The following is a 26,261-nucleotide window of genomic DNA, read 5'->3' as shown; positions in this document are numbered from 1 at the left end:
GGACTCTGCCCACCATGACCCGCTGGTGGTCGCGCCTGCGACCGGACAACTTCACCCTCGCCCTGCTGTGCACGGTTGGCCTGGCCTCGCTGCTGCCGATGAAGGGCGCCGCCGCCATCGTCCTTGATGACGTCACCACCGTCGCCATCGCCGCGCTGTTCTTCCTGCACGGCGCGCGCCTGCCGCGCGAGTCGATCATTGGCGGCATGCTGCACTGGCGGCTGCACCTGACCATCCTGGCCTGCACCTTCCTCCTGTTCCCGCTGCTGGGGCTGATGTTCAAGCCGCTATCGGGCTGGCTGCTGACCCCGGAGCTGTACCTGGGCGTGCTGTTCCTGTGCACCCTGCCCTCCACCGTGCAGTCGTCCATCGCGTTCACCTCGATGGCGCATGGCAACGTGCCCGCAGCGGTGTGCAGTGCTTCGTTGTCGAGCATCCTCGGCGTATTCCTGACGCCACTGCTGCTGACCGCGCTGGCGGGCACCTCCGGTGGCGTGCACGACCCGCTGCATGCGATCGGCGGCATCATGCTGCAGCTGCTGGTGCCGTTCGTGGCCGGCCACCTGCTGCGGCCGTGGATTGCCGGTTGGGTGGAAAAGCAGCGCGCGCTGCTGCGTTACACCGACCAGGGCACGATCCTGCTGGTGGTGTATTCAGCGTTCGGTGAAGCGGTGACTGAAGGCCTGTGGAGCAAAACGCCGCTGCTGTCGCTGCTGGCCGTGGCGGTCGTGGCCGCCGTGCTGCTGGGCATCGCCATGCCGCTGATCACCTTCATCGCCCGCCGCCTGCGTTTCAACCGCGAGGACGAGATCGCCATCGTGTTCTGCGGCTCGAAGAAGAGCCTGGCCACGGGCGTGCCGATCGCCAAGGTGCTGTTCGCCGGCGGCAGCCTGGGCGCCATCGTGCTGCCGGTGATGATCTACCACCAGATCCAGCTGATCGTCTGCGGCGTGATCGCGCAGCGGTACGCGAAGCGCGCGCCCTGACCCGACCGGGAGACATCCACGCATGGCGTGGATCTGTTGTAGAGCCGAGCCCACGCTCGGCTGACATCTGTGATCCGGAGTAGATCCACGCCATGCGTGGATGGATTGCCTGACGCTACGGATCCACCAGCGTCCCGACGCTCAGTTCCGGCATCCATACCCACAGGTCGTACGGCCGTTCCGCACCGGCAGCGACCCACGGCCCCGTGGCAACCTGCTCTCGAAGTGGCCGCGCCATGCAACCGCCCGCGCATCCCCACGTCTGACCACGTTGCGCACCCAACCGTACGCTGTAGATATCCAGGTCCCGCAGCTGCGACGCCATCGGATGCATCTGCATTTCCGGCGGCATACCTTGCGGCCTTTGCAGCATGGCGTGCACGTTACCAGTCAGCACCAGCATGCGCGCATTGGCCGGTAAGCCTCGATAGAGCCGCCGCAACTCGGCTGCCATGAGGTCATCGCGTACCTGGTTTCCGCCCTTGCTGGCGTTGACGTCATAGCCAACGACGTCGATCACACGCCCCTGCGACTTCAGCACGCGCAGGCTTTCGATCATTGCCAGCATGTCGCGGCTGCGACGACCGTCATGCTGGTCATCGCGCAGGGTCCAGAACGCACGCCCGCGCAGATGCTGGCGTGCCTTCTCCCCGCCATCGGAAGCCAGGTAATCGCGCAGCGTGGGGGTTTCCCCGCGTGGCAGTTCCAGCGCCAGCAGGACCGGCCCGGTGCGGCTGTAGCCGTCCACCAGCTGCCGCACCAGCAGCGGCGTCTCGCGGGTTCCATGGAATTCGCCCAGCACCAGCAGGCGATGGTCAGCGGCGTATTGGCGGATCTGCGCGGTAGTGTCGTCGGCATGCGCGGTCACGGCCATGCCCAGCGCCAGCATCAGCGCGGTGGTCCAACGGAAGAACGAGTGCATCCCTGCTGCTTCCTTTCCCTGGGGTCAGGAACAGCAATGGCGACGCCACTGGAAGAGATCAAGTGTAGAGCCGAGCCCACGCTCGGCTGCTCTTCCAATCCCCCCTCAGCCGAGCATGGGCTCGGCTCTGCAGGTGGCGCTTCACAACCAGGGCAGGATCCAGTGGTCAACCAGCAGGAACGCGAACAGCGCCATCAGGTACACGATGGAGTAATAGAACATCTTCATCGAGAACAGCTCATCCGGCGGGTTGAGCATGCGCCAGGCATACCAGAGGAACACCGCGTTGAGCACGATCGCGCCGCCCAGGTAGAACGCACCGCTCATGCCCACCAGGTACGGCAGCAGGCAGACCAGCGCCAGCACCACCGAATACACCATGATCTGCTTGCGGGTATGCACCACGCCGTGGGTCACCGGCAGCATCGGGATCTCCGCCTTGGCGTAATCCTCGCGGCGGAAGATCGCCAGCGCCCAGAAGTGCGGCGGCGTCCAGATGAAGATGATCAGCACCAGCAGCGACGAGTACGCCCAGTCCGACGAGCCCTGCATGCCGGTCACCGCAGCCCAGCCCAGCATCGGCGGCATCGCGCCGGCCAGGCCACCGATGACGATGTTCTGCGAGGTCGCGCGCTTCAGGTACACGGTGTAGATCACCGCGTAGCCGATCAGCGAGGCGAAGGTCAGCACTGCAGTGATCAGGTTCACCCACAGCACCAGGATGGTCATCGACAGCACGATCAGCACGCCGGCGAACACCAGCACCTGCCATGGCTTGACCTTGCCAACCACCAGCGGGCGCCACGACGTGCGTGCCATCTGCGCATCGATGTGCGCATCCAGCAACTGGTTGATCGCGGCGGCCGCCGAAGCGGCCAGCCAGATGCCGAGGAAGCCGAGCAGGCCGGCGCGCACCTGCTCCCAGCTGGGCACGCCCGGAATAGCCAGGACCATGCCGACCAGGGCAGTGAAGACAATGAGGGCGACGACCTTGGGCTTGGTCAGGTCCCAGTACTGGCGGTAGTTGGAAAACATGGAATCAGTCCGGGGCGCGCAGGCGGGCCAGCAGGCTGACCAGCACGAACAACAGGGCAACGGCCACGCCGTTGTGGGCCACGGCCACTTCCAGTGGCAGCGCCAGCTTCACATTGAGGATGCCGAGGGTGACCTGCAGCACCAGCAGCGCGATCAGCGCGCTGGCCCAGCCGCGCATGCTCGGCAACCGGAACAGGCGCACGCCCAGCCACAGCAGGTAGATGACCACCACCACCGCGAACAGGCGGTGCGCCATCTGGATGGCGATACGGGAAGCACCATCCAGCACGCCACCTTCGTAGTCCACGCCGATGCCACGCCACAGGGTGAAGCCTTCAACGAAGTTGTGCTGCGGCCACCACTGGTTGGCACAGCGCGGGAAGTTGTCCAGCGATGCACTGCCGCCGCCGCAGGCCAGCGCCGCGTAGTTGGCACTGACCCAGCCGCCCAGTGCGATCTGGGTGACCAGCACCGCCAGGCCGATGCGCAGCAGCCACTTCAGCTTCGGTGCCTCGGCCAGGGTGATCGGCATGTGCGTCGCACGCCAGGCCATCCAGGCCAGCAGCGCGAACATCAGCATGCCGCCCAGCAGATGGCCCATCACCACGATGGGTTTGAGCAGCAGGGTCACCGTCCACATGCCCAGCAGGGCCTGGAAGATCACCACCGCCAGGGTCAGCAGTGCAGCGCGTGCCAGGTCGATGTTGCTCCAGCGCAGCGCGGCGATCAGCAGGATCGCCTCGCCGACCAGAGCCAATGCGCTGGCGGTGCCATGCCAGCCCATCATGTACAGCGGTATGCCAGCGGCCACCAGTACGCAGGCGGTCACCACTGCCGTGGTCCCAAAGCGGCGCTTGCGCGTGGCCAGCAGGGCCAGGGTCAGGATCTCGATGCCCAGCGCGCCGGCCAGGAAGCGGTGCACCTGCTCACGCCAGGCCTTGTGGGTCTCCAGCGGGCGGATCTCCGCCGCCGGGTGGCCGATGGTCTCTTCCACGTGCTGCGGCCAGGTGGCCTGGCCATAGCAGGTCGGCCAGTCCGGGCAGCTCAGGCCGGCATCGGACAGGCGTACGAACGCGCCGAACATGATCGTGCTCGCGGTCATGATCATGGCGAACCACGCCAGGCGGTGGAAATTGCGGTGCAGCGCCGGACGCGCGGAAAGGCTCATCAAACGGGACTCACTTCAGTTTCAGCAACGTGGCCATGTCCTTGCGCAGGCCACCCAGGTCACTGCCGGGGGCATGGCGCATGATCACGAAGCCGTTCGGATCGATCACGTAGACCGGCAGTCCCGCCGGATCATCGACGCCCGGCAACGCCGCGCGCAGGGCTGGCGACGGAGCCAGCGGCCGCAGCGCGGGCAGCGAGGCGATCGACGCCGGTGGCGTACCCAGCCACAGGATCTCGACATTATCGGCGTTATGGCCGAACAGCTGCCACACCTTGCCCAGCCCCTGCGACAAAGTGACGCACTGCGCGTCGCAGGCACCGGCCGGTGCCACCAGCAGGCGCCAGGTGCGGGCCTCGGGGTTCCAAGGATAGGGCTGGCCACTGGCCAGGGTCGGCGCCTGCTGGCGCAGATCGACCGGCGGCTTCAGCAGCTGTCCCGCATTGCGGTGGCCGGTGGGCTGCCAGCCGGAGAAGCGCAATACCGCGGCCAGCGCCATCGCCCCGAAGAACACGGCAAACAGCAGCACCAAGGTCCGGCGGCCGGAGCCGCGCGCCTGCGGGGACGTAGCAGTGTTCATGCGGGGCATTTTCTCATGGTTGGGTAAACGATGCCGGTAGTGCCGGCCGCTGCCCGGCATCCAGGAATCCGGGAATCCGGGGATTGCCGGCCAGCGGCCGGCACTACCGGGCGATGGGCCGTCTCCTGCGCCGCTCCAGCACCAGCGCCACCACCAGCACGGTCAGGGCCAGGCCGAACCACTGCACGGCGTAGCCCAGGTGTCGCTGAGGCGGCAGCGTGTTCGGCAGCAGGTCCAGATCGCGCTCGTCGCCGAAGGGCAGCGCCGGGTCCAGTCGCAGGACCCGCTCGGGCAGCGTTGGCAGGCCCAGCGCTGCGGCGAGGCCCTCGGCCGGCAAGCGGCTGGCCAGCCAGCGCCCGGCCTCACCGGTGGCGGAGAACGCCGGGCCCAGTACCAGCCCCGCCGAAGGCGGTGGCGCCAGCAACCCGCGCACCGCCACCGGCGAAGGCGGCGCCGGTATGTCCGGCAGCGTGCGATCCGGCGGCAGCGCGCGCCAGCCAAGATCGACCAGCAGCACGCTGCCTTCGTCACTGCGGAACGGGCGATAGATCTTTACGCCGGCACGGCCATGCCGGGTCTGGTTGTCCAGCAGCACCACGCCAGGCAGGAAGCGGCCGTGGTCGGCCACACCGTGCAACGCACCGGGGGCTGCCAGGGCCTGCGCCAGCGGCAGCGCCTGAGCCACCGCTGGCCCCTGCGCATCCAACATTGACTGTTTGGCATGCATGCGCTGCAGCTGCCACAGCCCCAATGCAGTGAAACCGGCCATCGCCAGCACGGCCAGCAACCATCCGATCACGCGTGTGTGCTGGCGCATCATGACAAGTCCGCGCAAACGCGGTCAGATAGGCGCACCCACCCTGCCCTCGAGCCGCGCATGAGTGATTCGCTGAAGACCCTGCTGGTAATCGCGTTTCTGATCGTCATCGTCTGGAACCTGGGCGCCGGCCTGTATTACCTGCTGGTCGACCGCGGCCAGACCAAGCGCACGGTCAACGCACTGACACGTCGCATCGCGGTGTCGGTGGCGTTGATCGTACTGGTGATCGTGAGCATCTACATGGGCTGGATCAAGCCGCACGGCGTCGGCGGCTGAGGCCACCGATGCGTGCGTGGTCAAAGCACGTAGACGAACAGGAACAGCATCAGCCACACCACGTCGACGAAGTGCCAGTACCACGCGGCCGCTTCGAAACCGAAATGGTTGTCGCGGGTGAAGTGTCCCTTGGCCGAACGCAGCCACATCACGATCAGCATGATCGTGCCCAGCAGCACGTGCGCGCCGTGGAAGCCGGTCAGCATGAAGAATGTCGAACCGTAGATACCCGAACCGAGCGTCAGGTTCAGTTCCTTGTAGGCGTGGATGTACTCCTCCGCCTGCAGGGTCAGGAAACCGAGGCCGAGCACCACAGTCAGGCCCAGCCAGATCAGCAGCTGGCGGCGGTTGCCGGCCTTCAACGCGTGGTGGGCGATGGTCAGGGTCACGCCGGAGGTGAGCAGGATCAGCGTATTGATCAGCGGCAGGCCCCACGCCGGGATGGTCTGGAAGGCACCACCGATCGCCGCCGGGCCATTGGTCGGCCATCCGGCGGAGTAGCCCTGCCAGAGCAGCTCGTTGGTCATCACCCCGCGGCCTTCGCCGCTCAGCCACGACAGGCCCAGGTTGCGGGTGTAGAACAGCGCGCCGAAGAACGCGCCGAAAAACATCACCTCGGAGAAGATGAACCAGATCATCCCCATCCGGAACGAGCCATCGACCTGGTGGTTGTAGTTGCCGGCCTGCGATTCGCGCACCACGTCGCTGAACCACCAGAACAGGGTCAACACCAGCATCGCGATGCCGATGTAGAACGTCCAGCGCCCCCAGCTGGCGTCGTTGAGCCAGCTGGCCACACCCACCATGGTCACCATCATCGCGATGGAGCCCACGAAGGGCCATTTGCTCTGGGCCGGGACGAAGTACACGTTGGCGTCGGTCGGTGTCTGGGCCATGTCGGTATCCGGGTCAGGGTGCGGCGTGCGCGCCGTCCGAGGTGGCGGCCGGGGCCAGCCGATCGGACAACGCGTCGTTGCGGTAGAAGGTGTAGGACAAGGTGATCGTCTTGATTTCCGGCGGCAGGTCCGGATCGACGATGAAGCGCACCGGCATGTCGCGCTTCTCGCCGGCCTGCAGCGTCTGCGCGGTGAAACAGAAGCACTCGGTCTTGCTGAAGAAGCCCGACGCGCGTGCCGGCGCCACCGAAGGCACCGCGCTGCCAACGACTGCCTGCTGGCTGTCGTTGCGGGCGAAGTAAAGCGCCTCGTTGAGTTCGCCGGGCACCACGTCCATGGTCAGCTGCTCGGGATGGAACGACCACGGCAGGCGCGAATTGACGCCGCCATCGAACTCCACCCGCACGGTGCGCTTGCCAGCTGCGGCACCCGTACTGGCTTCACCACCCGGGCCGCGTTCCAGGCGCACGCCGAATACCTTCTCGCAGGCAATGCGGTACAGCGGCACCAGCGAGAAGGTCAGCAGGAACACCGCCACTGCCACGCCGATCAGGCGCGGCAGCCCGGCACTGGGTGACCGCGTGCTGGCCGGTGCCTCGCTCATCGGCCGATCACCCCGCTGAGGATGAAGCCGACGTAGACCAGCACCGCGATGGCGCCGACCCACATCGCCGTGCGCCGGGCACGCTGGCGCTGCTGTTCGATGCTTCCGCCCTGGTAGGGCCGACCGCTGGTCGGCTGCTCTTCGTAGTTGTAGAGCCGAGCCATGCTCGGCTGCTTTTCGTCAGCCGGGCATGGCTCGGCTCTGCAGGTCTGTAGTGGGCTCTCGTTATGCATGCCCCACCTCAATGCGTGATGTCGTCATGCGCCAGATCCCCCGGACGGATGGTCGGCGGCGTGGTGAAGGTGTGCGCCGGTGCCGGCGATGGCAGCGTCCACTCCAGCCCGCGTGCACCTTCCCAGCTGCGTGCTTCGGCCTTCTCGCCGTTGCGCAGCGAGGACAGCAGGATCGCGGCCATCATGAACGGCGTGACGAACATGCCGAACGCACCGATCGAGCTGATCAGGTTCCAGTCGGCAAACGCTACGCTGTAGTCCGGAATGCGGCGCGGCATGCCGGCCAGGCCGAGGAAGTGCTGCGGGAAGAACAGCAGGTTGACGAACACGATCGACCACCAGAAGTGCACCTTGGCCCACTTCTCGCTGTACATGCGCCCGGTCCACTTCGGCCACCAGTAATACACCGCCGCGATCAGCGCGAACACCGCGCCGGTCACCAGCACGTAGTGGAAATGCGCAACCACGAAGTAGGTGTCGTGGTACTGGAAGTCGGCCGCCACGATCGCCAGCATCAGGCCGGAGAAGCCACCGATGGTGAACAGGATGACGAAGGCCACCGACCACAGCATCGGCGCCTCGAACGTCAGCGAGCCCCGCCACATGGTGCTGACCCAGTTGAACACCTTCACGCCGGTCGGGATCGAGATCAGCATGGTGGCGAACATGAAGTAGATCTCGCCGCCCAGCGGCATGCCCACGGTGAACATGTGGTGGGCCCAGACGATGAACGACAGGAACGCGATCGCGGCGGTGGCGTACACCATCGCCTGGTAGCCGAACAGCGGCTTGCGGCTGAAGGTCGGGATGATCTCGCTGACCACGCCGAAGGCGGGCAGGATCATGATGTAGACCTCGGGATGGCCGAAGAACCAGAAGATGTGCTGGTACATCACCGGGTCACCGCCACCGGCGGCGTTGAAGAAACTGGTGCCGAAGAACTTGTCGGTCAGCAGCATGGTCACCGCACCGGCCAGCACCGGCATCACCGCGATCAGCAGGAAGGCGGTGATCAGCCAGGCCCAGCAGAAGATCGGCATCTTCAGCAGGTCGATGCCCGGCGCGCGCATGTTCAGTACGGTGGCGATGATGTTGATCGCACCCATGATCGAGCTGATGCCGGCCACGTGGATTGCGAACACGCTGAAGGCCACGTTGTAGCCGCCCTGCAGCGACAGCGGCGGATACAGCGTCCAGCCACCGGCCGGTGCACCACCCGGCAGGAACAGCGTCAGCAGCAGCAGGCTGAAGGCCACCGGCAGCAGCCAGAACGACCAGTTGTTCATGCGCGGCAGCGCCATGTCCGGCGCACCGATCTGCAGCGGGATCATCCAGTTGGCCAGGCCGACGAACGCCGGCATCACGCCGCCGAAGATCATCACCAGCGCATGCACGGTGGTCATCTGGTTGAAGAACTCGGGCTTGACGAACTGCAGGCCCGGCTGCGCCAGCTCGGCGCGGATCACCACGCTCATCGCCGCACCGATGATGAACATGATGAAGCTGAAACCCAGGTACAGCGTGCCGATGTCCTTGTGGTTGGTCGAGAAGAACCAACGCTCGAAGAAGCTCTGGTGGTGATGGTGATCGTCGTGCCCAACTGCCGAGTGCGCCATTGCAAAACACCTCTCAGAATCGGTTGTCACCGCGGCCGCGAGCGGCCGCGGGCTTTACATCACGCGCCGCTGGCCGCAACCGCAGGTGCGCGGCCGGCTTCGGCAGCAGCAGGTGCCGCCGGTGCTTCGCCCGCAGGGGCAGCCGGTTCTGCAGGTGCCGCAGGGGGGGCGGGTTCGGCAGCCGGCGCCGGCTTGCGCTGCGCCAGCCACTGTTTGAAGTCCTCCTTGGACACCGCCTCGACCACGATCGGCATGAAGCCGTGGTCCTTGCCGCACAGCTCGGCGCACTGCCCGCGATACACCCCGGGCTGCTCGATGCTGGTCCAGGCTTCGTTGATGAAGCCGGGGATGGCGTCCTGCTTCCAGCCCAGCGCCGGTACCCACCAGGCGTGGATCACGTCGTCGGAGGTGATGACGAAACGCACCTTGGTATCGACCGGCAACACCAGCCGGTTGTCGACGTCCAGCAGGTAGTGCGGATGGCTTTCGCGGGTCGGCACGATGCCACTTTGCCGCACGCGGTCGGACTCGCGGTCCAGGCGGCTGGTGAAGGTGACGTTCTCGCCGAGGTATTCGTACTTCCACATCCACTGGTAGCCGGTGACCTTGACCGTCATCTCGGCATCGCGGGTGTCGTACATCTTGATCAGGTTGGCCGTGGCCGGCCACGCCATCACGATCAGGATGATCACCGGGATCACCGTCCAGATGATCTCGGCCTTGGTGTTGTGGCTGAAGGTGGCCGCGACCGCGCCCTTGGATTTGCGGAACTTGAAGATGGCGTAGGCCATCGCCCCGAACACGATGACGCCGATCACCGTGCAGATGATCAACGACAGGTTGTTCGATTCCCAGGCCAGGCGCGAGGTCTGGGTCACCCCCTTGCCCATGTTCAGCTGCCACGGCTTGGGATCGGCCGCCTGGGCCCAGGCCGACGCCGGAATCAGTCCCCCGGTCGCCAGCATCGCGGCGACCGCGTTCACGCACTTCGTGCCCCACCTGCTGCTTTGCTTCATTGCCTAGACCCTTAGCGTCGTCGGTTGCCGCCATCGCTGGCGGCGAGCAAGCTTTCAAGTGTCTCTGCGAGCGTCTGGCGTTCGGCCGGCGCGAGGAAACTCCCCACCTCCACCTGCCGGCCGCTGGATGCCAGCCGGACCCTCTCATCGTCGGTGAGCAGGCGCACCCAGTGCGGGTGGGCCCGGAACACCGGCGATCCACCGGGTACGGGGATGACCTCCACGTACGCCGGCACTACCCGGATCTCCTCCTGCCGTTCACCGCTGCGCCACAAGGCACGCAGCGCCGCTGCCAGCACCAGGCTGTACAGCAGCGCGAACAGGGGGGCGAATGCATTGCCGGCCCACCACCCGAGGGCGGACACCAGCCACATCGCACCCGACAACACGGTGAACAACAGGACGAACTGCCGGGCATCGAGCGCCCGTGGGGGACGCAGCCGCAGCTGCGTACCTGACCCATCCGGAGCTGGAAGCACCTCGATCATGTCGCAACCGCGTTCCTGCCGCGGGAAACGTCTCGATGGTAGCCCCGCCCTCTCGCAGGTAGCAAGGGTGCATTCACACATTTTCCGATGCTGCAACACAGCATGAGGTCGGCGGCACGAATGACGAATTCAGCACAAATTTTTCCGGGTTTGCTGAACACGCCGAATCCACCACGGTTAATAGCTATCAGCCCTTCATGAAGGTGTCTGCGGGGCACTTCCGGAACCCGCAAAAATGATTAAAATCGCCAAGTTTTCCACTGGCCGGACCGGCATGAACGCACCTTCCTCCTCCCCTGCCGCCCACGACGCCCCGCGTCCGGGCGCGCTGCTGTCGCCGGAACTGCCGGCGCCCCCCAACCCGTTCCGCCAGGCCATCACCGATGCCTGGTTGAAGGACGAGGCCAACCACGTCCGCGAGCTGCTGGCGCAGGCGCGCCTGCCCGCCGAGGAACAGGCCAGGGTGCAGGCGCTGGCCGCCGACCTGGTCGGCCGCGTGCGCGTGCGTGCCAAGGACCAGGGCGCGATCGAAGCCTTCATGCGCCAGTACGACCTGGGCAGCGAAGAAGGCGTGCTGCTGATGTGCGTGGCAGAGGCCCTGCTGCGCATTCCGGACCAGGACACTGCCGACAAGCTGATCCGCGACAAGCTGGCCGATGCCGACTGGGAAAAGCACCTGGGTGGCAGCGACTCGGTGCTGGTCAATGCCTCCACCTGGGGCCTGATGCTGACCGGCAAGCTGGTGCAGATGAACGACGCCACGCGCGCCGATGCGCCCAGCGCATTCAAGCGCCTGGTCGGCCGCGTCGGTGAGCCGGTGGTGCGCCTGGCCGTACGCCAGGCGATGAAGATCATGGGCCACCAGTTCGTGATGGGCCGCACCATCAGCGAAGCGCTGTCGCGCTCGCACAAGGGCGACAACGCCAGCTACCGCTACTCGTTCGACATGCTCGGCGAAGGCGCGCTGACCATGAAGGATGCACTGCGCTACCTGGAAGACTACCGTCGCGCGATCCACGCCATCGGCAGTGATCACAAGGCCCGCGGCGGCCGCCCGGACGGCGACGTCAACAACGCTCCGGGCATCTCGATCAAGCTGTCGGCGCTGTACCCCCGCTACGAGCACGCCAAGCGCGAGCGCGTGCTGAAGGACCTGGTGCCGGGCGTGCTGGAACTGGCACAGCTGGCCAAGAGCTACGGCATCGGCTGCACCGTCGACGCCGAAGAGTCCGACCGCCTGGAACTGTCGCTGGACATCATCGAGCAGGTGTTCTCCGACGCCTCTCTGGCTGGCTGGGATGGCTTCGGTGTGGTCGTACAGGCCTACCAGAAGCGCACGCCGTACACGATCGACCACCTGGCCGACATGGCACGCCGTGCCGGTCGCCGCCTGCAGGTGCGCCTGGTCAAGGGCGCCTACTGGGATGCCGAGATCAAGCGTGCGCAGATCGAAGGCTACCCGGGCTACCCGGTGTTCACCCGCAAGCAGAACACCGACGTGTCCTACCTGGCCTGCGCCAAGCGGCTGTTCACCCATGCGGACGCGATCTACCCGATGTTCGCCACGCACAACGCGCACACGATCGCGGCCGTGCGCAGCATCGCCAACGGCGGCGTGTACGAGCACCAGAAGCTGCACGGCATGGGCGACGACCTGTACGCCGAAGTGGTGCCGGCCGACCGCTTGAACCTGCCCTGCCGCGTGTACGCCCCGGTCGGTTCGCACGAAGACCTGCTGCCGTACCTGGTGCGCCGCCTGCTGGAAAACGGCGCCAACTCCAGCTTCGTCAACCGCATCACCGACGAGCGCGTGCCGATCGCCGACCTGATCCGCGATCCGGTCGAGATGGTCGCCTCGTTCGAATCGATTCCGCATCCCAAGATCCCGCTGCCGGTTGACCTGCTGCGCAGCCAGAACCACGACAGGAAGAACTCCATGGGCGCCAACCTCGCCAACGACAACGAACTGCGCGCCCTGGCCGAGCAGCTCAACGCCGCCGTGAAGCCATGGCAGGCCTCGCCGCTGGTACCGGGTGCCAACCCGGCCGGCGCCGCGCTGCCGGTGACCAACCCGGCCGACACCCGCGAGGTGGTCGGCCAGTGGCTGGCCGCCGATGCCGCCACCGTGCAGAAGGCCCTGGCCAACGCCGTGGCCGCACAACCGGCCTGGAACCGCACCCCGGCCGCCAGCCGCGCCGCCATCCTCGAACACGCCGCTGACCAGCTGGAAGCGCGCATGCCGGAGTTCATGGCGCTGTGCGTGAAGGAAGCCGGCAAGAGCCTGCCCGACAGCATCGCCGAAGTGCGCGAAGCCGTGGATTTCCTGCGCTACTACGCCAAGCAGGCGCGCGAGCAGTTCAGCCACGCCGAGAAGCTGCCCAGCCCGACCGGTGAATCCAACGAGCTGCAGCTGCACGGCCGCGGCGTGTTCGTCTGCATCAGCCCGTGGAACTTCCCGCTGGCGATCTTCCTGGGCCAGGTCGCCGCTGCTCTGGCCGCCGGCAACAGCGTCATCGCCAAGCCGGCCGAGCAGACAAACCTGATCGGCTACTACGCGGTGAAGCTGTTGCACGATGCCGGCGTACCGGCCGAGGTGGTGCAGTTCCTGCCGGGCGACGGCGCCACCGTGGGTGCGGCGCTGACCGCCGACCCGCGCGTGGCCGGCGTGGCCTTCACCGGCTCCACCGAGACCGCCCGTGCGATCAACCGTGCGATGGCCGCGCGTGACGCCGCCATCGGCGTGCTGATCGCCGAGACCGGTGGCCAGAACGCCTTCATCGCCGACTCCTCGGCGCTGCCGGAACAGCTGGTCAAGGACGCGATCGGTTCGGCCTTCACCTCCGCCGGCCAGCGTTGCTCGGCCGCGCGCGTGCTGTTCGTGCAGGACGACATCGCCGACAAGGTGATGACCATGCTGGCCGGCGCGATGAAGGAGCTGAAGGTTGGCAACCCGGGCCTGCTGTCTACCGACGTCGGCCCGGTGATCGATGCCGACGCGCTGAAGATCCTGCAGGACCACGCCGAGCGCATGGACCGCGAAGCGCGCCTGATCGCCGCCGCCGAGCTGTCCGCCGAAGCCGCCAATGGCACCTTCTTCGCACCGCGCGCGTATGAACTGAAGGACCTGGGCCAGCTGCAGAAGGAAGTCTTCGGTCCGGTTCTGCACGTGATCCGCTGGAAGGGCGACCAGCTCGACGCGGTGATCGACCAGATCAACGCCACCGGCTACGGCCTGACCCTGGGCGTGCATTCGCGCATCGACGAGACCGTTGACCGCATCAGCAACGGCGTCCATGTCGGCAACGTGTACGTCAACCGCAACCAGATCGGCGCGGTGGTCGGCGTGCAGCCGTTCGGCGGCCAGGGCCTGTCCGGCACCGGTCCGAAGGCCGGCGGCCCGCACTACCTGCTGCGCTTTGCCACCGAAAAGACGGTGACGGTGAACACCACCGCCGCCGGCGGCAACGCCTCGCTGCTGACCCTGGGCGACTGATCGCCTGCTTGGTGCGGCAAACAAGAAACCCCGCGAATGCGGGGTTTTTTGTGCTTTGCTTCCTGTAGAGCCGAGCCCACGCTCGGCTTTTCCGGCACAGCCGAGCGTGGGCTCGGCGCTACAGAGGCAGGGTCACACTGAACCGGTTGTCCGCCCGCTTCGCCAGCTCACGCTGTACGCGCGCGATGCGCGTCTCCAGATCGCCTTCCAGCAGCACGTATTCGACGCCCCGCGCCTGCAGCTCGCGCACGTACCACGCATGCTGCTGCGCCCGGAATGCTTCGCCCACCCGTGTGCCGTCCTGATCGAACGGAATATCCGGCGCGCACACGAACAGCAGGTCATATGGCCGCAATGCAGCCTGCCGCAGTGCCTCCGGCGCCGTACCAGACATCCAGCCGCTGTAGCCCAGCGTCACCAGCGGCGTGGTATCGCAGAACAGCCAGCGATGCGCCCGCCGCGCGCCCTCGTCTTCATGCTGCGGCTGGGTCATTGCGATGCGAAGCAGATCATCCGGCATCAGGTCGCCGCCCTGCTGCTCCCAGAGCGTGCGGCCATACTCCGGCACCCAGGCGGTCTGCAGGCGCTCGGCCATCACCCGCGCCAGCGTGGTCTTGCCACTGGACTCGCCACCAATGAAGGCCACGCGCTGCACGTATCCGGCGTACACCTCCGGTGCGAGACCATGGCGGTGCGCATGCGGATCGGCGCGCAGCTGGGTGCCACACGCCTGCCCGACGTCCAATGCGCGTTCGAGCCGCTCATGGCGTACCGGCGCACCGAAGTGCGTGGCCAGCGCCTGCGCGAAGCCGTCACCGTAGTCCTCGCCGGTGAATACCGCCTGCACCGGGCCACCAAACAGGTGCTGGCACAGCCAGGCGGTGAACTCGCGCTGCACGTGCTCGCTGTCGCTGTCGTGCGGCAACACGCGTGGCGGCACGCCATGTTCGGCACACAGCGCTGCCAACCGCGCATCATCCAGCACCGCCACCGTTGCCCGGGGGAAGCGCGCACGCAACCAGCGTTCGCGGCGAGCAGCGCTGTAACCGGCAAAACCCGGCTGCGACCAGCCGATCACCAGCAACTGCCGGCAGCGCGTGGCGGCGAAGTCGATCAGGCGTTCGTGGCCGAGGTGCAGCGGGCAGAACTTGCCCACCACCAACCCCCGCGCGACGCGCTCAGGCGGCGGCATCGGCTGCCTTGGCCTCGGTCCGCATCAGATGGCGCCAATGGCGCAGGGCGACCAGCGCGTTTATCCAGAAACCGATGTAGAGGATCGAGGTCAGATGCAGGCCACGGCTGTAGTACAGCGGCACTGCCACGGTGTTCACCAGCAGCCACACCCACCACGATTCCAGCTTGCGCCGCATCATCAGGATCTGCGCGATCACGCTCAGCACCAGCACCGCCGAATCGATGTAAGGCGCATAGGCGTTGGTCAGTCGGGTCAGCATCCAGCCGTAGCCGAACGTGGCCACCATCGCCAGCGGCGCCAGCCAGGCCCACGCACGCGGCCGCAGCGCAGTGATCGGCAGCGGCGCGCCATGGTCGCCGCGCAGCCACTGCCACCAGCCCAGCACGCTGATGGCGATGAAGAAGAACTGCAGCACCATGTCCGCATACAGGTGCGAGCGCTCGAACACGGCCGCAAACAATGCGCAGCCGACGATGCCCAGCCACCAGGTGTGCACGTTGTTGCGACCAGCCAGCAGGATCGAGCCGGCGACGGCGATATTGGCGGCCAGCTCCAGCTGGAAGTTCGGGTCGGACAGGTTCATCGCACCATTGTCGCGTAGATCCACGTCCTGCGTCGTCGGACCCGTAGATCCATGCCATGCGTGGATACCCTCCGCAAAAAGAAAGCCCCGCTTGCGCGGGGCTCTCCTCGTACTGCTTCAGGCAATCGCCCGAATCAGAACTTGTACTGCATCGACGCCGCCAGCACGTCGCCGCTCACCTTGTACTTGCCGGTCACGGTGTTGGCAGTGGCCGAGGTCGAGGTGATGTTCGGATCCTTGGTGAACAGGTGGGTGTAACCCACGCTGTATTCCATCTTGTCCGAAGCGGCGTAGGTCAGGCCCAGCGACAGCCACTTGCGGGTGGTGTCCGGCACGCGCACGTCACGGTGGGCGTCGGTGGTCGGGGTCTGGTCGTACGCCAGGCCGCCACGCAGGGTCAGCTTGTCGTTCACGCGGAAATCGGTACCGATCGACGCGAAGGTGGTGTCGCGGTAGTGGAACGGCAGCACGCTGTCCGGCTGGTTGGAGTCATAGTCGACGGTGACCTGGTCGAACTTGCTCCACGCCGTGCGCGTGACCTCGGCCATGATCTGCCACTGGTCGTTCACGCGGTGGGTGAAGCCCACGGTGGCGCTGGCCGGCAGGGTGATGGTGGCGCGGCCGTTGCTGTCGATGAAGGTACCCGGGGCGGCAGTGGCCAGGAAGGCGGCAGCGTTCTGCGGGATGGTGAAGTCGGCCTTGCCGTCGGTGATCTTGTGCTCGACCTTCGAGCGGTAGCTGAAGGCGATGTTGGTGCCTTCCACCGGGGTGACCGTCATGCCCAGGGTGTAGCCGACCGACACTTCGTCGCCCTTGATGCGCAGGTAGCCATCGGCGGTGCCCGGCGAGAAGCCGAGCTGGGCGGCCTGGCGTGCAGCGGCCTGCGACGCCGCCGCAGCCTGGGCTGCGGTGCCGCCTGCAGCCAGCACACGCGCCGCAGCGGTGCGCTGGGCCGTGGCGTTGATCGCGGTGCCGGTATCGACAGCGCTGGTCAGGTCGACGTTCAGGCGCTCGGCGAACACCGAAGCACCGAACGACAGGTACGGGTTGACGTCATAGGAGAACGCCACGCCCAGGTCGATGGCCTGCAGCTCGGTCTTGACGCCGTTGTAGCGGCCGACCCAGTCGCGGTCGTATTCGGTCTTGAAACCGAACGGCACGGTCAGCGAAGCACCGAAGTGCATGTTGTCGTTCTCGCCGAACGGCACGTGGAAGTACGCGGCCGGAACCGGGGCGATCATGCCGGCGTCGCCGCCGTTGCCACCGGAAATCGGCGCGCCGTTGCCGTACTGGCCCTGGCCGCGGAACTTGGCGCCGAAGCTGATGGCGCTGACGTCGCCCTGGACCAGGGTGCCGTCGAGCAGGCGCATGGAGGCCGGGTTGGTGGCGATGACCGAGGCGTCACCTTCGGTCGAGGTGGAGCCGGCGAACGCGCGGCCCAGGCCCTTGGCGCTGTTTTCCTTCAGCTGGAAGGCGGCAGCATTGGCATCGGCGGCGGCCAGCGCACCGGCAACGCCGACGGCCAGCAGGGTCAGTCGGGCAATGGTGGAAGCGGTTTGCATCGTAGTTCTCTCTCTCCGGTAAGCGGTGATGGTGCTCTGAGTGCGCCTGCGCCCGCCGGGTCCTGGGACCCATCGGAGCGCGCCGGATTCCCCTCCCGACATACGACGCCGTATGCGAGTATTACCCAGACCTGTTAATGAAACAATAACAGCGCAGGCGGTTTTTTCGTCTCAAAAGCTGAACAGGACCATCCCCACCGAAAGTGGCCGCACGCTAGGCTATTGGCATGTTCGTCTCGCTCCCGTCCCGCAAGAAGGCGGCCCTGCGCTGGGCCACGCCCGTGCTGTTCGCGTCATTGTGGCTGGCATTCCTGTGGTCGATCTCGCGTCCGGACGATGCCCGCGGCAGCCTCTGGCTGGACTGGGGCGCCCTGTCCACCGGTCTGACCCACCCGCTGGACTGGTGGGCGACCCTGCAGGACGGCAGCGTGCTGCGCCTGTTCACCGCTCTGTTCCTGCACGCCGACTGGTCACATCTGCTGGGCAACCTGGTGTTCCTGCTGATCTTCGGCCTGCCCGCCGAGCGGGTGCTGGGGCCGTGGCGGCTGCTGCTGCTGTTCCTGGTCGGCGGCGCAGTGTCGAACCTGGTCGCGATCTACACCATGGGCAGCCCGGACCAGATCATCATCGGCGCCAGCGGCGCGGTGTCGGCCCTGATCGGCGCCTATCTGGCCCTGTTCCCGGGCGCGCGGCTGGGCGTGGTGATCCCGCTCGGCCTGTTCCTAGAGTTCGTGCGCGCCCCGGCGTACCTGCTGATCGGCGTCTGGGCGGCGCTGCAAGTGGTGTTCGCCCACATCGGCCCAAGCTTCGGCATGGTGGCCTGGTGGGCGCACATCGGCGGCTTCGTGTTCGGCGTCGTGTACGGGGTCTATGTACGCGCCGCGATCGCGCGCCGCCTGCGCAAGCGGCACGGCTTCTGATCCAGGTAGAGCCGGCCGCTGGCCGGCTCCACGCTCACCCGCTCGTTCGTAGACCAGGAATCAAGGCTTGGCCGGCACAGGAGCGGGCTTGGCTTCCGGCGTGCTGTCTGCCTTCGGTTCGACCTTCGCCTCCGGCTTGGCTTCGGGCTTCACCGCAGCGGCCTTCGCGGCCTTGGCGGCATCCGCCTTCGCGGCCTCGGCCTTCAACCGTGCGGCCACCGAACCGGGGTTCTTCAGCTCGGCCAGCGCGTCGTTGATCGGGCCGTCGCCCGGCAGCACCGCACCGGCGTGGTAGCCCTCGGTGCCTTCGTCATCGCCGCGCAGATGGCCCGGCAGTGTCGCTTCGCTGTAATCGCTCAGGCTGGCCGGCAGGGCATCCTCCGCCGGAGTGGCGGCGGGCTTCAACTCAACATCCGGCACGATGCCGGTGGCCTGGATCGACTTGCCGCTGGGCGTGTAGTAGCGCGCGGTGGTCAGCTTCACCGAATCGCCGTTGTCCAGCGGCAGCACAGTCTGCACCGAGCCCTTGCCGAAGGTGCGGCTGCCCACCACGCGGGCGCGCCTGTTGTCGCGCAGCGCGCCGGCCAGCACTTCCGAGGCGCTGGCCGAACCGGCATCGGCCAGTACCACCACCGGTGCGCCCTTCAGCAGGTCGCCCGGGGTCGCGTCGAACCGGGCATCGCTGATGCTGATGCGGCCACGGGTGCTGACGATGTTGCCCTTGTCGAGCAGATCGTCGGCGACCTGCACGGCGGCCGTCAGCAGGCCACCCGGGTTGCTGCGCAGATCCAGCACCAGGCCCTTGAGCTGGCCACCGGACTGCTTCTGCAGCTGCTGCACGTGCTTCTGGAAGTCCGAGCCGGTATCGGCCTGGAAGGTGCTCAGGCGGATATAGCCATAGCCCGGCTCGAGCAGGCGGCTGCGCACGCTGGTCACGCGGATGGTCTGGCGGGTCAGGCTGACATCGAACGGCTTCGGCTTGCCGTCACGCACGATGGTCAGCACCACCTTGCTGCCGGCCGGGCCGCGCAGCGGTTCACTCGCATCGATCGCGCTGATCGGCTTGCCGTCGATGGCGATGATCAAATCGCCGGCAAGGATGCCGGCCTTGGCTGCCGGCGTGTCGTCGATCGGCGCGATCACCTTCATGCTGGCGTTGTCCGGCTGCTGCTGCAGCTCCACGCCGATGCCCTCGTAGGCACCGTTGGCCTGCTCGTCGAAGGCCTGCGCGTCTTCCTTGTTGAAGTAGGTGCTGTGCGGATCAAGGTCGAGCAGCAGGCCACGCACGGCTGACTGCATCAGCTTCTTGTCATCGACCGGGTCGACATAGGCGGCGCGCACCGCGTTGTACACGGCCACGAAACGGCGGATTTCCTCCAGCGGCACCTTCGAGGTCACCGCCTCCTCGCTGTTCGCTGCCTGCCCGCTGGTTTCCTGGCTTGGGGCGGGCGCGGTCTGCTGCGCCCAGGACAGCGCTGGCAACAGGGCCAGCAAGAGGGTGGCGGTACGGGCTGCGCGCATGGATCACTCCTGTCGACGGTGGCATGGTGCCCAAGGCACATGCACCGATTATGCGCGAAGCACAGCTAAATTCCCGTTGAATCCGGCCCGCATCCGGCGGGCCAGGATTCAGCGCCGCTGCAGCCAGCTGTCCGGGTTGACCGGCTGCCCGCCACGGCGCAGCTCGAAGTACAGCGCGGTGACGCCCTGGCCGCCGGAATTGCCGACCTTGGCCACGGCATCGCCGCGGCTGACCCGCGCGCCAGCATCCTTCAGCAGGGTGTCGTTATGCGCGTAAAGGCTCATGTAGCCGTTGCCGTGGTCGACGATCAGGATCATGCCGTAGCCGGTCATCCAGTCGGAGAACACCACGGTGCCATCGGCCACGGCCGTGACCGTGCTGCCGGCTGGCGCGCCGATCAGCACACCGCTGCTGGTGCGCCCATCGGGCAGCTTGCCGCCATAGCGGGCCAGCAGGTTGCCGGACAACGGCCACCCCAGGCCGCCGACCTTCGGCGCCGGTGCCGACGCCACCGCAGGTGGAACCTTGGTGGGCGGCGGTGGACGGCCCTGCGCGGCGGCCTGGCGTGCGGCGCGCTCGGCAGCGGCTTTCTCGGCGGCGGCCCGGCGTGCAGCGGCGCGCCGCTCGGCTTCGGCCCGCGCGGCAGCGGCACGCAGGTTGGCCAGCAGCGTTTCCAGTGCTTTGGCGTCCTGGCCCAATGCCTGTTCCTTCTCGCGCTGGTCCTTGAAGCGCTCTTCCAGCGAGGCAACGGTCTTTGCGCGATCGCGGCGGTCCGCTTCCAGGGCGGCTGCCTGCTGTTTCTGGTCCTGCTGCGTCCCCTGCAGCTTCTGCTTGCGCTCGGCGATCTGCGCCTGCAGCGCTTCCAGTTCCTTCAGGTCGGCGGTCAGCGTGGTGATCCGCTGCGCACGCTCGCGCTGCAGGTAGCGATGGTAGGCCAGGGCGCGGTTGGCATCGGCCACCGTGTCCTGCGACAGCAGCAGCTTCAGCGGTGCGTGGTTGCCCAGCTGATACGCCGCGCGCAACAGCCCGGCCAGTTCGCGGTGCTGCTGGGCCAGGTTGCCCTGCAGCGTGCTGCGGCGCTGCTCGGCTTCGGCGAGGGCGCGGCCCTGCTCGCGCAGCGCGGCTTCCGTCTGCGCAAGTGCACGACCGGTGCGGGCTACCTTCTCGTCGGCCTCGCGCAGCTGCCGCGACGCCTGCCCGCGCTGGCCCTCGATCTGCCGTCGCTCCTGCGCCACGCCCTTCAGTTCGGTACGCAGTTTCTGCAGCTTGCGCTCGGTCTCGCGGGTGGTCTGCGCACCGCTGGGCAGCGGCAGGGCCAGCGCAAACGCCAGCCCCAGCAGCAGGCAGCGACCGCCGCGGGCAGCGGCAATGTGATGTCGGCGTGATGGGAAGGCGTTGTCGCGCAAGGGCTTTCCAGTGACTTCAGGCAGTTGCGGGGGCTACCGGGGAATGGTGACATCTCCGCACGCGGCCTGCCAGCCGCACATCCATCGAGGTCGCCATGAAAACTCTTTCCATTCCGCTGCTGTTGGGCGTACTGCTGGCCACCGGGCCGGTCTGTGCGCAGGAGAACATCAGCAAGGTCAACGGCAGCATCAGCGCCGAACCCGGGCAACGCTACGGCAAGCTGGACACCGTCAACGGCGGCATCCGCGTCGGCGAGGGCGTCGAGACCGGCAGCATCGACACCGTCAACGGCGGGGTGAAGGTCGCCGACCGCGCGCGCACCGGCAAGATCGAAACGGTCAACGGTGGTGTGCGCCTGGGTCGTGAAGTGATCGCCAGTGGCGGCGTCAGCACCGTCAACGGCAGCATCTTCACCGATCGCGGCAGCCAGATCGAAGGCGGCGTCGAGACCGTCAACGGCGGCATCGGCCTGGTCGAGAGCCGCGTCGGCAAGGACGTGGAGACCGTCAATGGTGACATCACCGTCGGTATCGGTTCGCAGGTCAACGGCGGTGTGCATGTGCGCAAGCCGAACTTCAGTGTCTCGCTGACCGCCAGCCGCAAGCCGCGCGTGATCATCGGCCCGAATGCGGTGGTCACCGGCCCCCTGCAGTTCGAACGCGAAGTGGTGCTGTACGTGCATCGCTCCGCTCGCATCGGCCCGGTGACCGGCGCCGAGCCAATCCCGTTCGACACCGATACCGCCCCGGCGGACTGAACCCGCCGGACCTGCCGGTTCGGTAATACTCACTGTTACCGGTCGCGCATCAGGTGCGGCCGCCCTTTGTTCTCCAGGAATCGACGATGCCCCGCAAACTCCTCCTGTGCCTGGCCGCCGCGGCCGCGCTCAGTGCCTGCAAAGGCGAAAACACGCCCGCCGCCGCGCCGGCCACCGACACCGCTGCGGCGAAGCCGGCCGCCCATTCGTTCTCCCCGGAGATCAATGCCGGCGACTTCGCCGAGATGGTCAAGACGCTGGCCTCGGATGAGTTCGAAGGCCGCGCGCCGGGCAGCAAGGGCGAAGAGCTGACGGTCAACTACATCCGCGACCAGATGCAGCGCATCGGCCTGCAGCCCGGCAACGGCGACAGCTGGTTCCAGGATGTGCCGATGACCGAGACCACGGCCGACGAATCGACCGTGCTGAAGATCACCCAGGGCGGCAAGACCACCGAGCTGAAGTTCGGCACCGACATGGTGGTGGGTACCCGCACCGGCCAGGCCGAGGTAAAGGTCGATGCCAGCGACCTGGTGTTCGTCGGCTATGGCGTCGATGCGCCGGAGCAGAAGTGGAACGATTACGCCGGCCAGGACTGGAAAGGCAAGACGGTCGTCATGTTCGTCAACGACCCGGGCTTCCACGTCGAGGACGAGAAGCTGTTCGACGGCAAGCGCATGACCTACTACGGCCGCTGGACCTACAAGTTCGAGGAAGCCGCGCGCAAGGGCGCCGCTGCTGCACTGATCGTGCACGACACCGCCGGCGCCTCCTACGGCTGGGACGTGGTGAAGAACTCCTGGGCGGGCCCGCAGTACGACCTGCCGGCCAAGGATGACCCGGAAGCGCGCATTCCGGTGCAGGGCTGGCTGAGCGCCGACGCGGCCAAGGCACTGTTCGCCGGTGCCGGCCTGGACCTGGCGCAGGCCTACAAGGACGCCAGCAAGCGCGGTTTCAAGCCGGTGCCGCTGAAGGCCACCGCTGCGGTCGACCTGAAGAGCCAGATCGCACAGAAGCAGTCGCGCAACGTGGTGGGTGTGCTGCCGGGTAGCAAGCGCGCTGACGAGGCGGTGCTGTACATGGCGCACTGGGATCACCTGGGCAAGCATGAGGACGAGACCGGCGACAACATCTACAACGGCGCCGTCGATAATGCGACCGGCGTCGCCGGTATTCTCGAAGTGGCCGAAGCCATGGCCCACCAGGACCCGAAGCCGGAGCGTTCGGTGGTGTTCCTGGCCGTGACCCTGGAAGAATCCGGCCTGCTGGGTTCGAAGTACTACGTCGCCCACCCGACCTTCCCGCTGGACAAGATCGCCGGCGTGATCAACATCGATGCCATGTCGGTGGCTGGCCGTGCCAAGGACGTGACCGTCACCGGGTTCGGCAGCTCGGAGCTGGAGGACATCCTTAAGCCGTTGGCCGCCGCCCAGGACCGTACGCTGCACGGTGAGACCTCGGTGCAAAGCGGCTTCTACTTCCGCTCGGATCACTTCAACTTCGCCAAGGCCGGTGTGCCGGCCCTGTACGCCGATGGCGGCGAGGACCTGCGCGAGGGTGGCGTGGAAGCGGGCCGCAAGGCCGCGGCGGACTACGGCGCCAACCGCTACCATGGCCCGAAGGACGAGTTCGACGCCGCCACCTGGAAGCTGGATGGCGCCGTCGAAGACCTGCAGCTGATGTACGGCGTCGGCAAGGAGCTGGCAGGTGGTGATCGTTGGCCGAACTGGTATGCAGGCAACCCGTTCAAGGCGGCCCGCGACGCGATGATGAAGGACAAGGCTTCGGCCAAGTAAAGTCGGGCCATGCTCGACTGAGCACTCTTGAGAGCAGAGCGGCGCCCCACGGGGCGCCGCTTTTCTTTTGCGTACCGTCGGCGGCAGATCCACGGCTGGTGTGGATCTGCCGGTAGTGCCGGCCGCTGGCCGGCAATCGATTCGTAGCGGCCAACCTTGGTTGGCGCCATGCTTCCTCGCAGAGGGCATCCACGCAGGGCGTGGATCTAGCGAGCGATGTAACGCCATCGGGTTGCCGGCCAGCGGCCGGCACTACCCACGTTTCCTGCGCCCAAAGAAAAACCCCGCTGCGTCAGCAGCGGGGTTTTGGGTGTAAACCCTGGCGATGACCTACTCTCGCATGGCTTGAGCCACACTACCATCGGCGCAGCTGCGTTTCACTTCCGAGTTCGGGATGGGATCGGGTGGTTCCACAGCGCTAATTTCACCAGGGAGACGGTTGCAGCAGCGCTTGCAGCGCCAGCCTCGCGATCTTGCCCATGGGCGGAAGGTATCCAGAAAAGCAATGCCTTCACTTAATAAGAAAAACCCCGCTGCGTCAGCAGCGGGGTTTTGGGTATAAACCCTGGCGATGACCTACTCTCGCATGGCTTGAGCCACACTACCATCGGCGCAGCTGCGTTTCACTTCCGAGTTCGGGATGGGATCGGGTGGTTCCACAGCGCTAATTTCACCAGGGAGGCTTTTGGAGTGTCGCACTCGTCCCTGTGGGACAAGGCGCCAGCCTCGCATAGTTCTTGTGACGTAGCGTGCACTTGGATGCTCTTACGACGCTGTCGTAAAGCCAAGGCAACTTGAGGTTATATGGTCAAGCCGCACGGATCATTAGTATCAGTTAGCTCAATACATTGCTGTACTTACACACCTGACCTATCAACCACGTAGTCTACATGGTTCCTTCAGGGGGCTTGTGCCCCGGGAGATCTCATCTTGAGGCGCGCTTCCCGCTTAGATGCTTTCAGCGGTTATCGCTTCCGAACATAGCTACCCGGCAATGCCACTGGCGTGACAACCGGAACACCAGAGGTTCGTCCACTCCGGTCCTCTCGTACTAGGAGCAGCCCCTCTCAAATCTCCAACGCCCATGGCAGATAGGGACCGAACTGTCTCACGACGTTCTGAACCCAGCTCGCGTACCACTTTAAATGGCGAACAGCCATACCCTTGGGACCGACTACAGCCCCAGGATGTGATGAGCCGACATCGAGGTGCCAAACACCGCCGTCGATATGAACTCTTGGGCGGTATCAGCCTGTTATCCCCGGAGTACCTTTTATCCGTTGAGCGATGGCCCTTCCATACAGAACCACCGGATCACTAAGTCCTAGTTTCCTACCTGCTTGATCCGTCGATCTTGCAGTCAAGCACGCTTATGCCTTTGCACACAGTGCGCGATGTCCGACCGCGCTGAGCGTACCTTCGAGCTCCTCCGTTACTCTTTAGGAGGAGACCGCCCCAGTCAAACTACCCACCATACACGGTCCCCGACCCAGATAATGGGCCCAGGTTAGAACGTCAAGCACGACAGGGTGGTATTTCAAGGATGGCTCCACCACAGCTAGCGCCATGGTTTCATAGCCTCCCACCTATCCTACACAGACGAACTCAACGTTCAGTGTAAAGCTATAGTAAAGGTTCACGGGGTCTTTCCGTCTTGCCACGGGAACGCTGCATCTTCACAGCGATTTCAATTTCACTGAGTCTCGGGTGGAGACAGCGCCGCTGTCGTTACGCCATTCGTGCAGGTCGGAACTTACCCGACAAGGAATTTCGCTACCTTAGGACCGTTATAGTTACGGCCGCCGTTTACTGGGGCTTCGATCAAGAGCTTCGCCTTGCGGCTGACCCCATCAATTAACCTTCCAGCACCGGGCAGGCGTCACACCCTATACGTCCACTTTCGTGTTTGCAGAGTGCTGTGTTTTTGATAAACAGTCGCAGCGGCCTGGTTACTGCGACCCTCTTCAGCTATAGCTCGCACGAGCCACCAAAAAGGGTGCACCTTCTCCCGAAGTTACGGTGCCATGTTGCCTAGTTCCTTCACCCGAGTTCTCTCAAGCGCCTGAGAATTCTCATCCTACCCACCTGTGTCGGTTTACGGTACGGTCTGCGTAAGCTGAAGCTTAGGAGCTTTTCCTGGAAGCGTGGTATCAGTGACTTTGCCATAAAGGCTCGTCTCGGTGCTCGGTCTTAGAGGATCCCGGATTTGCCAAAGATCCAAACCTACCGCCTTTCCCCAGGACAACCAACGCCTGGTACACCTAACCTTCTCCGTCCCTCCATCGCACTTACGCGAGGTGCAGGAATATTAACCTGCTTCCCATCGACTACGACTTTCGTCCTCGCCTTAGGGGCCGACTCACCCTGCGCCGATTAACGTTGCGCA

General features: G+C 65.9%; 22 protein-coding genes and 3 rRNA genes (1 of these 25 running past the window's edge). 6 read left to right on the top strand and 19 right to left on the bottom strand.

The features are described from left to right. The first annotated feature begins 14 nt into the window (after nt 1-14). A complete protein-coding gene (locus ACUDTM_RS14310; protein WP_065179432.1) occupies nt 15-986 on the top strand; it encodes a bile acid:sodium symporter family protein in 972 nt (323 codons plus the stop codon). Nucleotides 987-1,101: 115 nt separating this feature from the next. Here ACUDTM_RS14310 and ACUDTM_RS14305 read toward each other — a convergent pair whose 3' ends face one another. From ACUDTM_RS14305 to ACUDTM_RS14285, 5 genes are all read right to left on the bottom strand, one after another. Beyond that, complete coding sequence (locus ACUDTM_RS14305) at nt 1,102-1,908, bottom strand: calcium-binding protein (RefSeq protein WP_334272241.1); 807 nt, start codon at nt 1,906-1,908, stop codon at nt 1,102-1,104. Between the two features lie 141 nt (nt 1,909-2,049). Beyond that, on the bottom strand, nt 2,050-2,943 hold the full coding sequence (gene cyoE / locus ACUDTM_RS14300) for a heme o synthase (protein ID WP_061480359.1): 894 nt from the start codon (nt 2,941-2,943) through the stop codon (nt 2,050-2,052). A 4-nt stretch (nt 2,944-2,947) separates the two neighbouring features. Then, entirely contained in the window at nt 2,948-4,111 is a 1,164-nt protein-coding gene (locus ACUDTM_RS14295; protein ID WP_353080527.1) for a COX15/CtaA family protein, read from the bottom strand. Nucleotides 4,112-4,121: 10 nt separating this feature from the next. Next, nucleotides 4,122-4,691, bottom strand: a complete 570-nt coding sequence (locus tag ACUDTM_RS14290; RefSeq protein ID WP_069140018.1) for a hypothetical protein — start codon at nt 4,689-4,691, stop codon at nt 4,122-4,124. A 103-nt stretch (nt 4,692-4,794) separates the two neighbouring features. Continuing rightward, on the bottom strand, nt 4,795-5,511 hold the full coding sequence (locus tag ACUDTM_RS14285) for an SURF1 family protein (protein ID WP_072169022.1): 717 nt from the start codon (nt 5,509-5,511) through the stop codon (nt 4,795-4,797). Between the two features lie 57 nt (nt 5,512-5,568). Here ACUDTM_RS14285 and ACUDTM_RS14280 point away from each other — a divergent pair, with 57 nt between their 5' ends. Continuing rightward, on the top strand, nt 5,569-5,787 hold the full coding sequence (locus tag ACUDTM_RS14280; protein ID WP_049416782.1) for a twin transmembrane helix small protein: 219 nt from the start codon (nt 5,569-5,571) through the stop codon (nt 5,785-5,787). A gap of 20 nt (nt 5,788-5,807) precedes the next feature. Here ACUDTM_RS14280 and ACUDTM_RS14275 read toward each other — a convergent pair whose 3' ends face one another. From ACUDTM_RS14275 to ACUDTM_RS14250, 6 genes are read right to left on the bottom strand one after another with little or no spacing between them, the layout of a single operon-like run. Further along, the gene (locus tag ACUDTM_RS14275) at nt 5,808-6,683 is read right to left on the bottom strand and encodes a cytochrome c oxidase subunit 3 (protein WP_005407793.1); all 876 of its coding nucleotides are present in this window, start codon (nt 6,681-6,683) and stop codon (nt 5,808-5,810) included. 13 nt (nt 6,684-6,696) lie between these two features. After that, the gene (locus tag ACUDTM_RS14270; protein ID WP_053498717.1) at nt 6,697-7,287 is read right to left on the bottom strand and encodes a cytochrome c oxidase assembly protein; all 591 of its coding nucleotides are present in this window, start codon (nt 7,285-7,287) and stop codon (nt 6,697-6,699) included. Then, nucleotides 7,284-7,520: a hypothetical protein gene (locus tag ACUDTM_RS14265; RefSeq protein WP_445391370.1), complete on the bottom strand. Its 237-nt coding sequence runs from the start codon at nt 7,518-7,520 to the stop codon at nt 7,284-7,286. The genes ACUDTM_RS14270 and ACUDTM_RS14265 overlap by 4 nt, the downstream gene beginning before the upstream one ends. Nucleotides 7,521-7,528: 8 nt before the next feature. Next, nucleotides 7,529-9,136 (bottom strand): cytochrome c oxidase subunit I, encoded by a 1,608-nt coding sequence (gene ctaD, locus ACUDTM_RS14260; protein WP_005407790.1) that lies wholly within the window; start codon nt 9,134-9,136, stop codon nt 7,529-7,531. A gap of 59 nt (nt 9,137-9,195) precedes the next feature. After that, complete coding sequence (gene coxB, locus ACUDTM_RS14255) at nt 9,196-10,152, bottom strand: cytochrome c oxidase subunit II (RefSeq protein WP_072169018.1); 957 nt, start codon at nt 10,150-10,152, stop codon at nt 9,196-9,198. A gap of 11 nt (nt 10,153-10,163) precedes the next feature. Continuing rightward, nucleotides 10,164-10,640, bottom strand: coding sequence for a DUF2244 domain-containing protein (locus tag ACUDTM_RS14250; RefSeq protein ID WP_021202927.1), 477 nt, complete (start codon nt 10,638-10,640; stop codon nt 10,164-10,166). 274 nt (nt 10,641-10,914) lie between these two features. On the opposite strand from ACUDTM_RS14250, the gene putA reads away from it, so the two are divergent. Continuing rightward, nucleotides 10,915-14,133 carry a bifunctional proline dehydrogenase/L-glutamate gamma-semialdehyde dehydrogenase PutA gene (gene putA, locus ACUDTM_RS14245; protein ID WP_088496636.1) on the top strand — a complete coding sequence of 1,073 codons (3,219 nt, stop codon included), beginning with the start codon at nt 10,915-10,917 and terminating at the stop codon, nt 14,131-14,133. 118 nt (nt 14,134-14,251) lie between these two features. On the opposite strand, the gene ACUDTM_RS14240 is transcribed toward putA, so the two are convergent. The 3 genes from ACUDTM_RS14240 to ACUDTM_RS14230 all read right to left on the bottom strand — a co-directional run bounded on the left by ACUDTM_RS14240 (nt 14,252) and on the right by ACUDTM_RS14230 (nt 17,473). After that, a complete protein-coding gene (locus ACUDTM_RS14240) occupies nt 14,252-15,325 on the bottom strand; it encodes an AAA family ATPase (protein WP_072169015.1) in 1,074 nt (357 codons plus the stop codon). After that, the gene (gene pnuC, locus ACUDTM_RS14235; RefSeq protein ID WP_072169014.1) at nt 15,312-15,911 is read right to left on the bottom strand and encodes a nicotinamide riboside transporter PnuC; all 600 of its coding nucleotides are present in this window, start codon (nt 15,909-15,911) and stop codon (nt 15,312-15,314) included. Before pnuC ends, ACUDTM_RS14240 begins: the two co-directional genes overlap by 14 nt. A 134-nt stretch (nt 15,912-16,045) precedes the next feature. Further along, entirely contained in the window at nt 16,046-17,473 is a 1,428-nt protein-coding gene (locus ACUDTM_RS14230; RefSeq protein ID WP_005414995.1) for an outer membrane protein transport protein, read from the bottom strand. A gap of 227 nt (nt 17,474-17,700) precedes the next feature. Between ACUDTM_RS14230 and ACUDTM_RS14225 the strand changes: the two genes are divergently transcribed. Then, complete coding sequence (locus ACUDTM_RS14225) at nt 17,701-18,393, top strand: rhomboid family intramembrane serine protease (RefSeq protein ID WP_053498727.1); 693 nt, start codon at nt 17,701-17,703, stop codon at nt 18,391-18,393. A gap of 60 nt (nt 18,394-18,453) precedes the next feature. Here ACUDTM_RS14225 and ACUDTM_RS14220 read toward each other — a convergent pair whose 3' ends face one another. Then, entirely contained in the window at nt 18,454-19,914 is a 1,461-nt protein-coding gene (locus ACUDTM_RS14220; RefSeq protein WP_188241547.1) for a S41 family peptidase, read from the bottom strand. A 108-nt stretch (nt 19,915-20,022) separates the two neighbouring features. Further along, entirely contained in the window at nt 20,023-21,321 is a 1,299-nt protein-coding gene (locus ACUDTM_RS14215) for a murein hydrolase activator EnvC family protein (protein WP_188241546.1), read from the bottom strand. Nucleotides 21,322-21,416: 95 nt separating this feature from the next. Between ACUDTM_RS14215 and ACUDTM_RS14210 the strand changes: the two genes are divergently transcribed. Together ACUDTM_RS14210 and ACUDTM_RS14205 are read left to right on the top strand one after the other, a co-directional pair. Then, nucleotides 21,417-22,079, top strand: a complete 663-nt coding sequence (locus ACUDTM_RS14210; RefSeq protein WP_088496639.1) for a hypothetical protein — start codon at nt 21,417-21,419, stop codon at nt 22,077-22,079. Between the two features lie 86 nt (nt 22,080-22,165). After that, the gene (locus ACUDTM_RS14205) at nt 22,166-23,875 is read left to right on the top strand and encodes a M28 family metallopeptidase (protein WP_445391369.1); all 1,710 of its coding nucleotides are present in this window, start codon (nt 22,166-22,168) and stop codon (nt 23,873-23,875) included. 317 nt (nt 23,876-24,192) lie between these two features. On the opposite strand, the gene rrf (ACUDTM_RS14200) is transcribed toward ACUDTM_RS14205, so the two are convergent. The 3 genes from rrf (ACUDTM_RS14200) to ACUDTM_RS14190 form a co-directional block, all read right to left on the bottom strand. Further along, nucleotides 24,193-24,307: ribosomal RNA gene (gene rrf / locus ACUDTM_RS14200) — 5S ribosomal RNA — on the bottom strand. A gap of 131 nt (nt 24,308-24,438) precedes the next feature. Continuing rightward, nucleotides 24,439-24,553 (bottom strand): 5S ribosomal RNA (gene rrf, locus ACUDTM_RS14195). A 126-nt stretch (nt 24,554-24,679) separates the two neighbouring features. Then, a 23S ribosomal RNA gene (locus ACUDTM_RS14190) occupies nt 24,680-26,261 on the bottom strand; it runs 1,298 nt beyond the window's last position.

The sequence above is a fragment of the Stenotrophomonas maltophilia group sp. vghtpe118 genome, assembly GCF_052605195.1.
The sequence above is the reverse complement of the archived record's forward strand: the minus strand, read 5'-3'. Positions and strand labels throughout refer to the sequence as shown.

Coding starts and splice junctions, on each gene's coding strand:
- cyoE (WP_061480359.1), bottom strand. CDS start 2,943: ATGTTTTCCAACTACCGCCAGTACTGGGACCTGACCAAGCCCAAGGTC.
- ACUDTM_RS14225 (WP_053498727.1), top strand. CDS start 17,701: ATGTTCGTCTCGCTCCCGTCCCGCAAGAAGGCGGCCCTGCGCTGGGCC.
- ACUDTM_RS14280 (WP_049416782.1), top strand. CDS start 5,569: ATGAGTGATTCGCTGAAGACCCTGCTGGTAATCGCGTTTCTGATCGTC.
- ACUDTM_RS14290 (WP_069140018.1), bottom strand. CDS start 4,691: ATGAACACTGCTACGTCCCCGCAGGCGCGCGGCTCCGGCCGCCGGACC.
- ACUDTM_RS14275 (WP_005407793.1), bottom strand. CDS start 6,683: ATGGCCCAGACACCGACCGACGCCAACGTGTACTTCGTCCCGGCCCAG.
- coxB (WP_072169018.1), bottom strand. CDS start 10,152: ATGAAGCAAAGCAGCAGGTGGGGCACGAAGTGCGTGAACGCGGTCGCC.
- pnuC (WP_072169014.1), bottom strand. CDS start 15,911: ATGAACCTGTCCGACCCGAACTTCCAGCTGGAGCTGGCCGCCAATATC.
- ACUDTM_RS14240 (WP_072169015.1), bottom strand. CDS start 15,325: ATGCCGCCGCCTGAGCGCGTCGCGCGGGGGTTGGTGGTGGGCAAGTTC.
- ACUDTM_RS14310 (WP_065179432.1), top strand. CDS start 15: ATGACCCGCTGGTGGTCGCGCCTGCGACCGGACAACTTCACCCTCGCC.
- ACUDTM_RS14295 (WP_353080527.1), bottom strand. CDS start 4,111: ATGAGCCTTTCCGCGCGTCCGGCGCTGCACCGCAATTTCCACCGCCTG.
- ACUDTM_RS14210 (WP_088496639.1), top strand. CDS start 21,417: ATGAAAACTCTTTCCATTCCGCTGCTGTTGGGCGTACTGCTGGCCACC.
- ACUDTM_RS14285 (WP_072169022.1), bottom strand. CDS start 5,511: ATGATGCGCCAGCACACACGCGTGATCGGATGGTTGCTGGCCGTGCTG.
- ctaD (WP_005407790.1), bottom strand. CDS start 9,136: ATGGCGCACTCGGCAGTTGGGCACGACGATCACCATCACCACCAGAGC.
- putA (WP_088496636.1), top strand. CDS start 10,915: ATGAACGCACCTTCCTCCTCCCCTGCCGCCCACGACGCCCCGCGTCCG.
- ACUDTM_RS14205 (WP_445391369.1), top strand. CDS start 22,166: ATGCCCCGCAAACTCCTCCTGTGCCTGGCCGCCGCGGCCGCGCTCAGT.
- ACUDTM_RS14230 (WP_005414995.1), bottom strand. CDS start 17,473: ATGCAAACCGCTTCCACCATTGCCCGACTGACCCTGCTGGCCGTCGGC.
- ACUDTM_RS14305 (WP_334272241.1), bottom strand. CDS start 1,908: ATGCACTCGTTCTTCCGTTGGACCACCGCGCTGATGCTGGCGCTGGGC.
- ACUDTM_RS14220 (WP_188241547.1), bottom strand. CDS start 19,914: ATGCGCGCAGCCCGTACCGCCACCCTCTTGCTGGCCCTGTTGCCAGCG.
- ACUDTM_RS14250 (WP_021202927.1), bottom strand. CDS start 10,640: ATGATCGAGGTGCTTCCAGCTCCGGATGGGTCAGGTACGCAGCTGCGG.
- ACUDTM_RS14270 (WP_053498717.1), bottom strand. CDS start 7,287: ATGAGCGAGGCACCGGCCAGCACGCGGTCACCCAGTGCCGGGCTGCCG.
- ACUDTM_RS14265 (WP_445391370.1), bottom strand. CDS start 7,520: ATGCATAACGAGAGCCCACTACAGACCTGCAGAGCCGAGCCATGCCCG.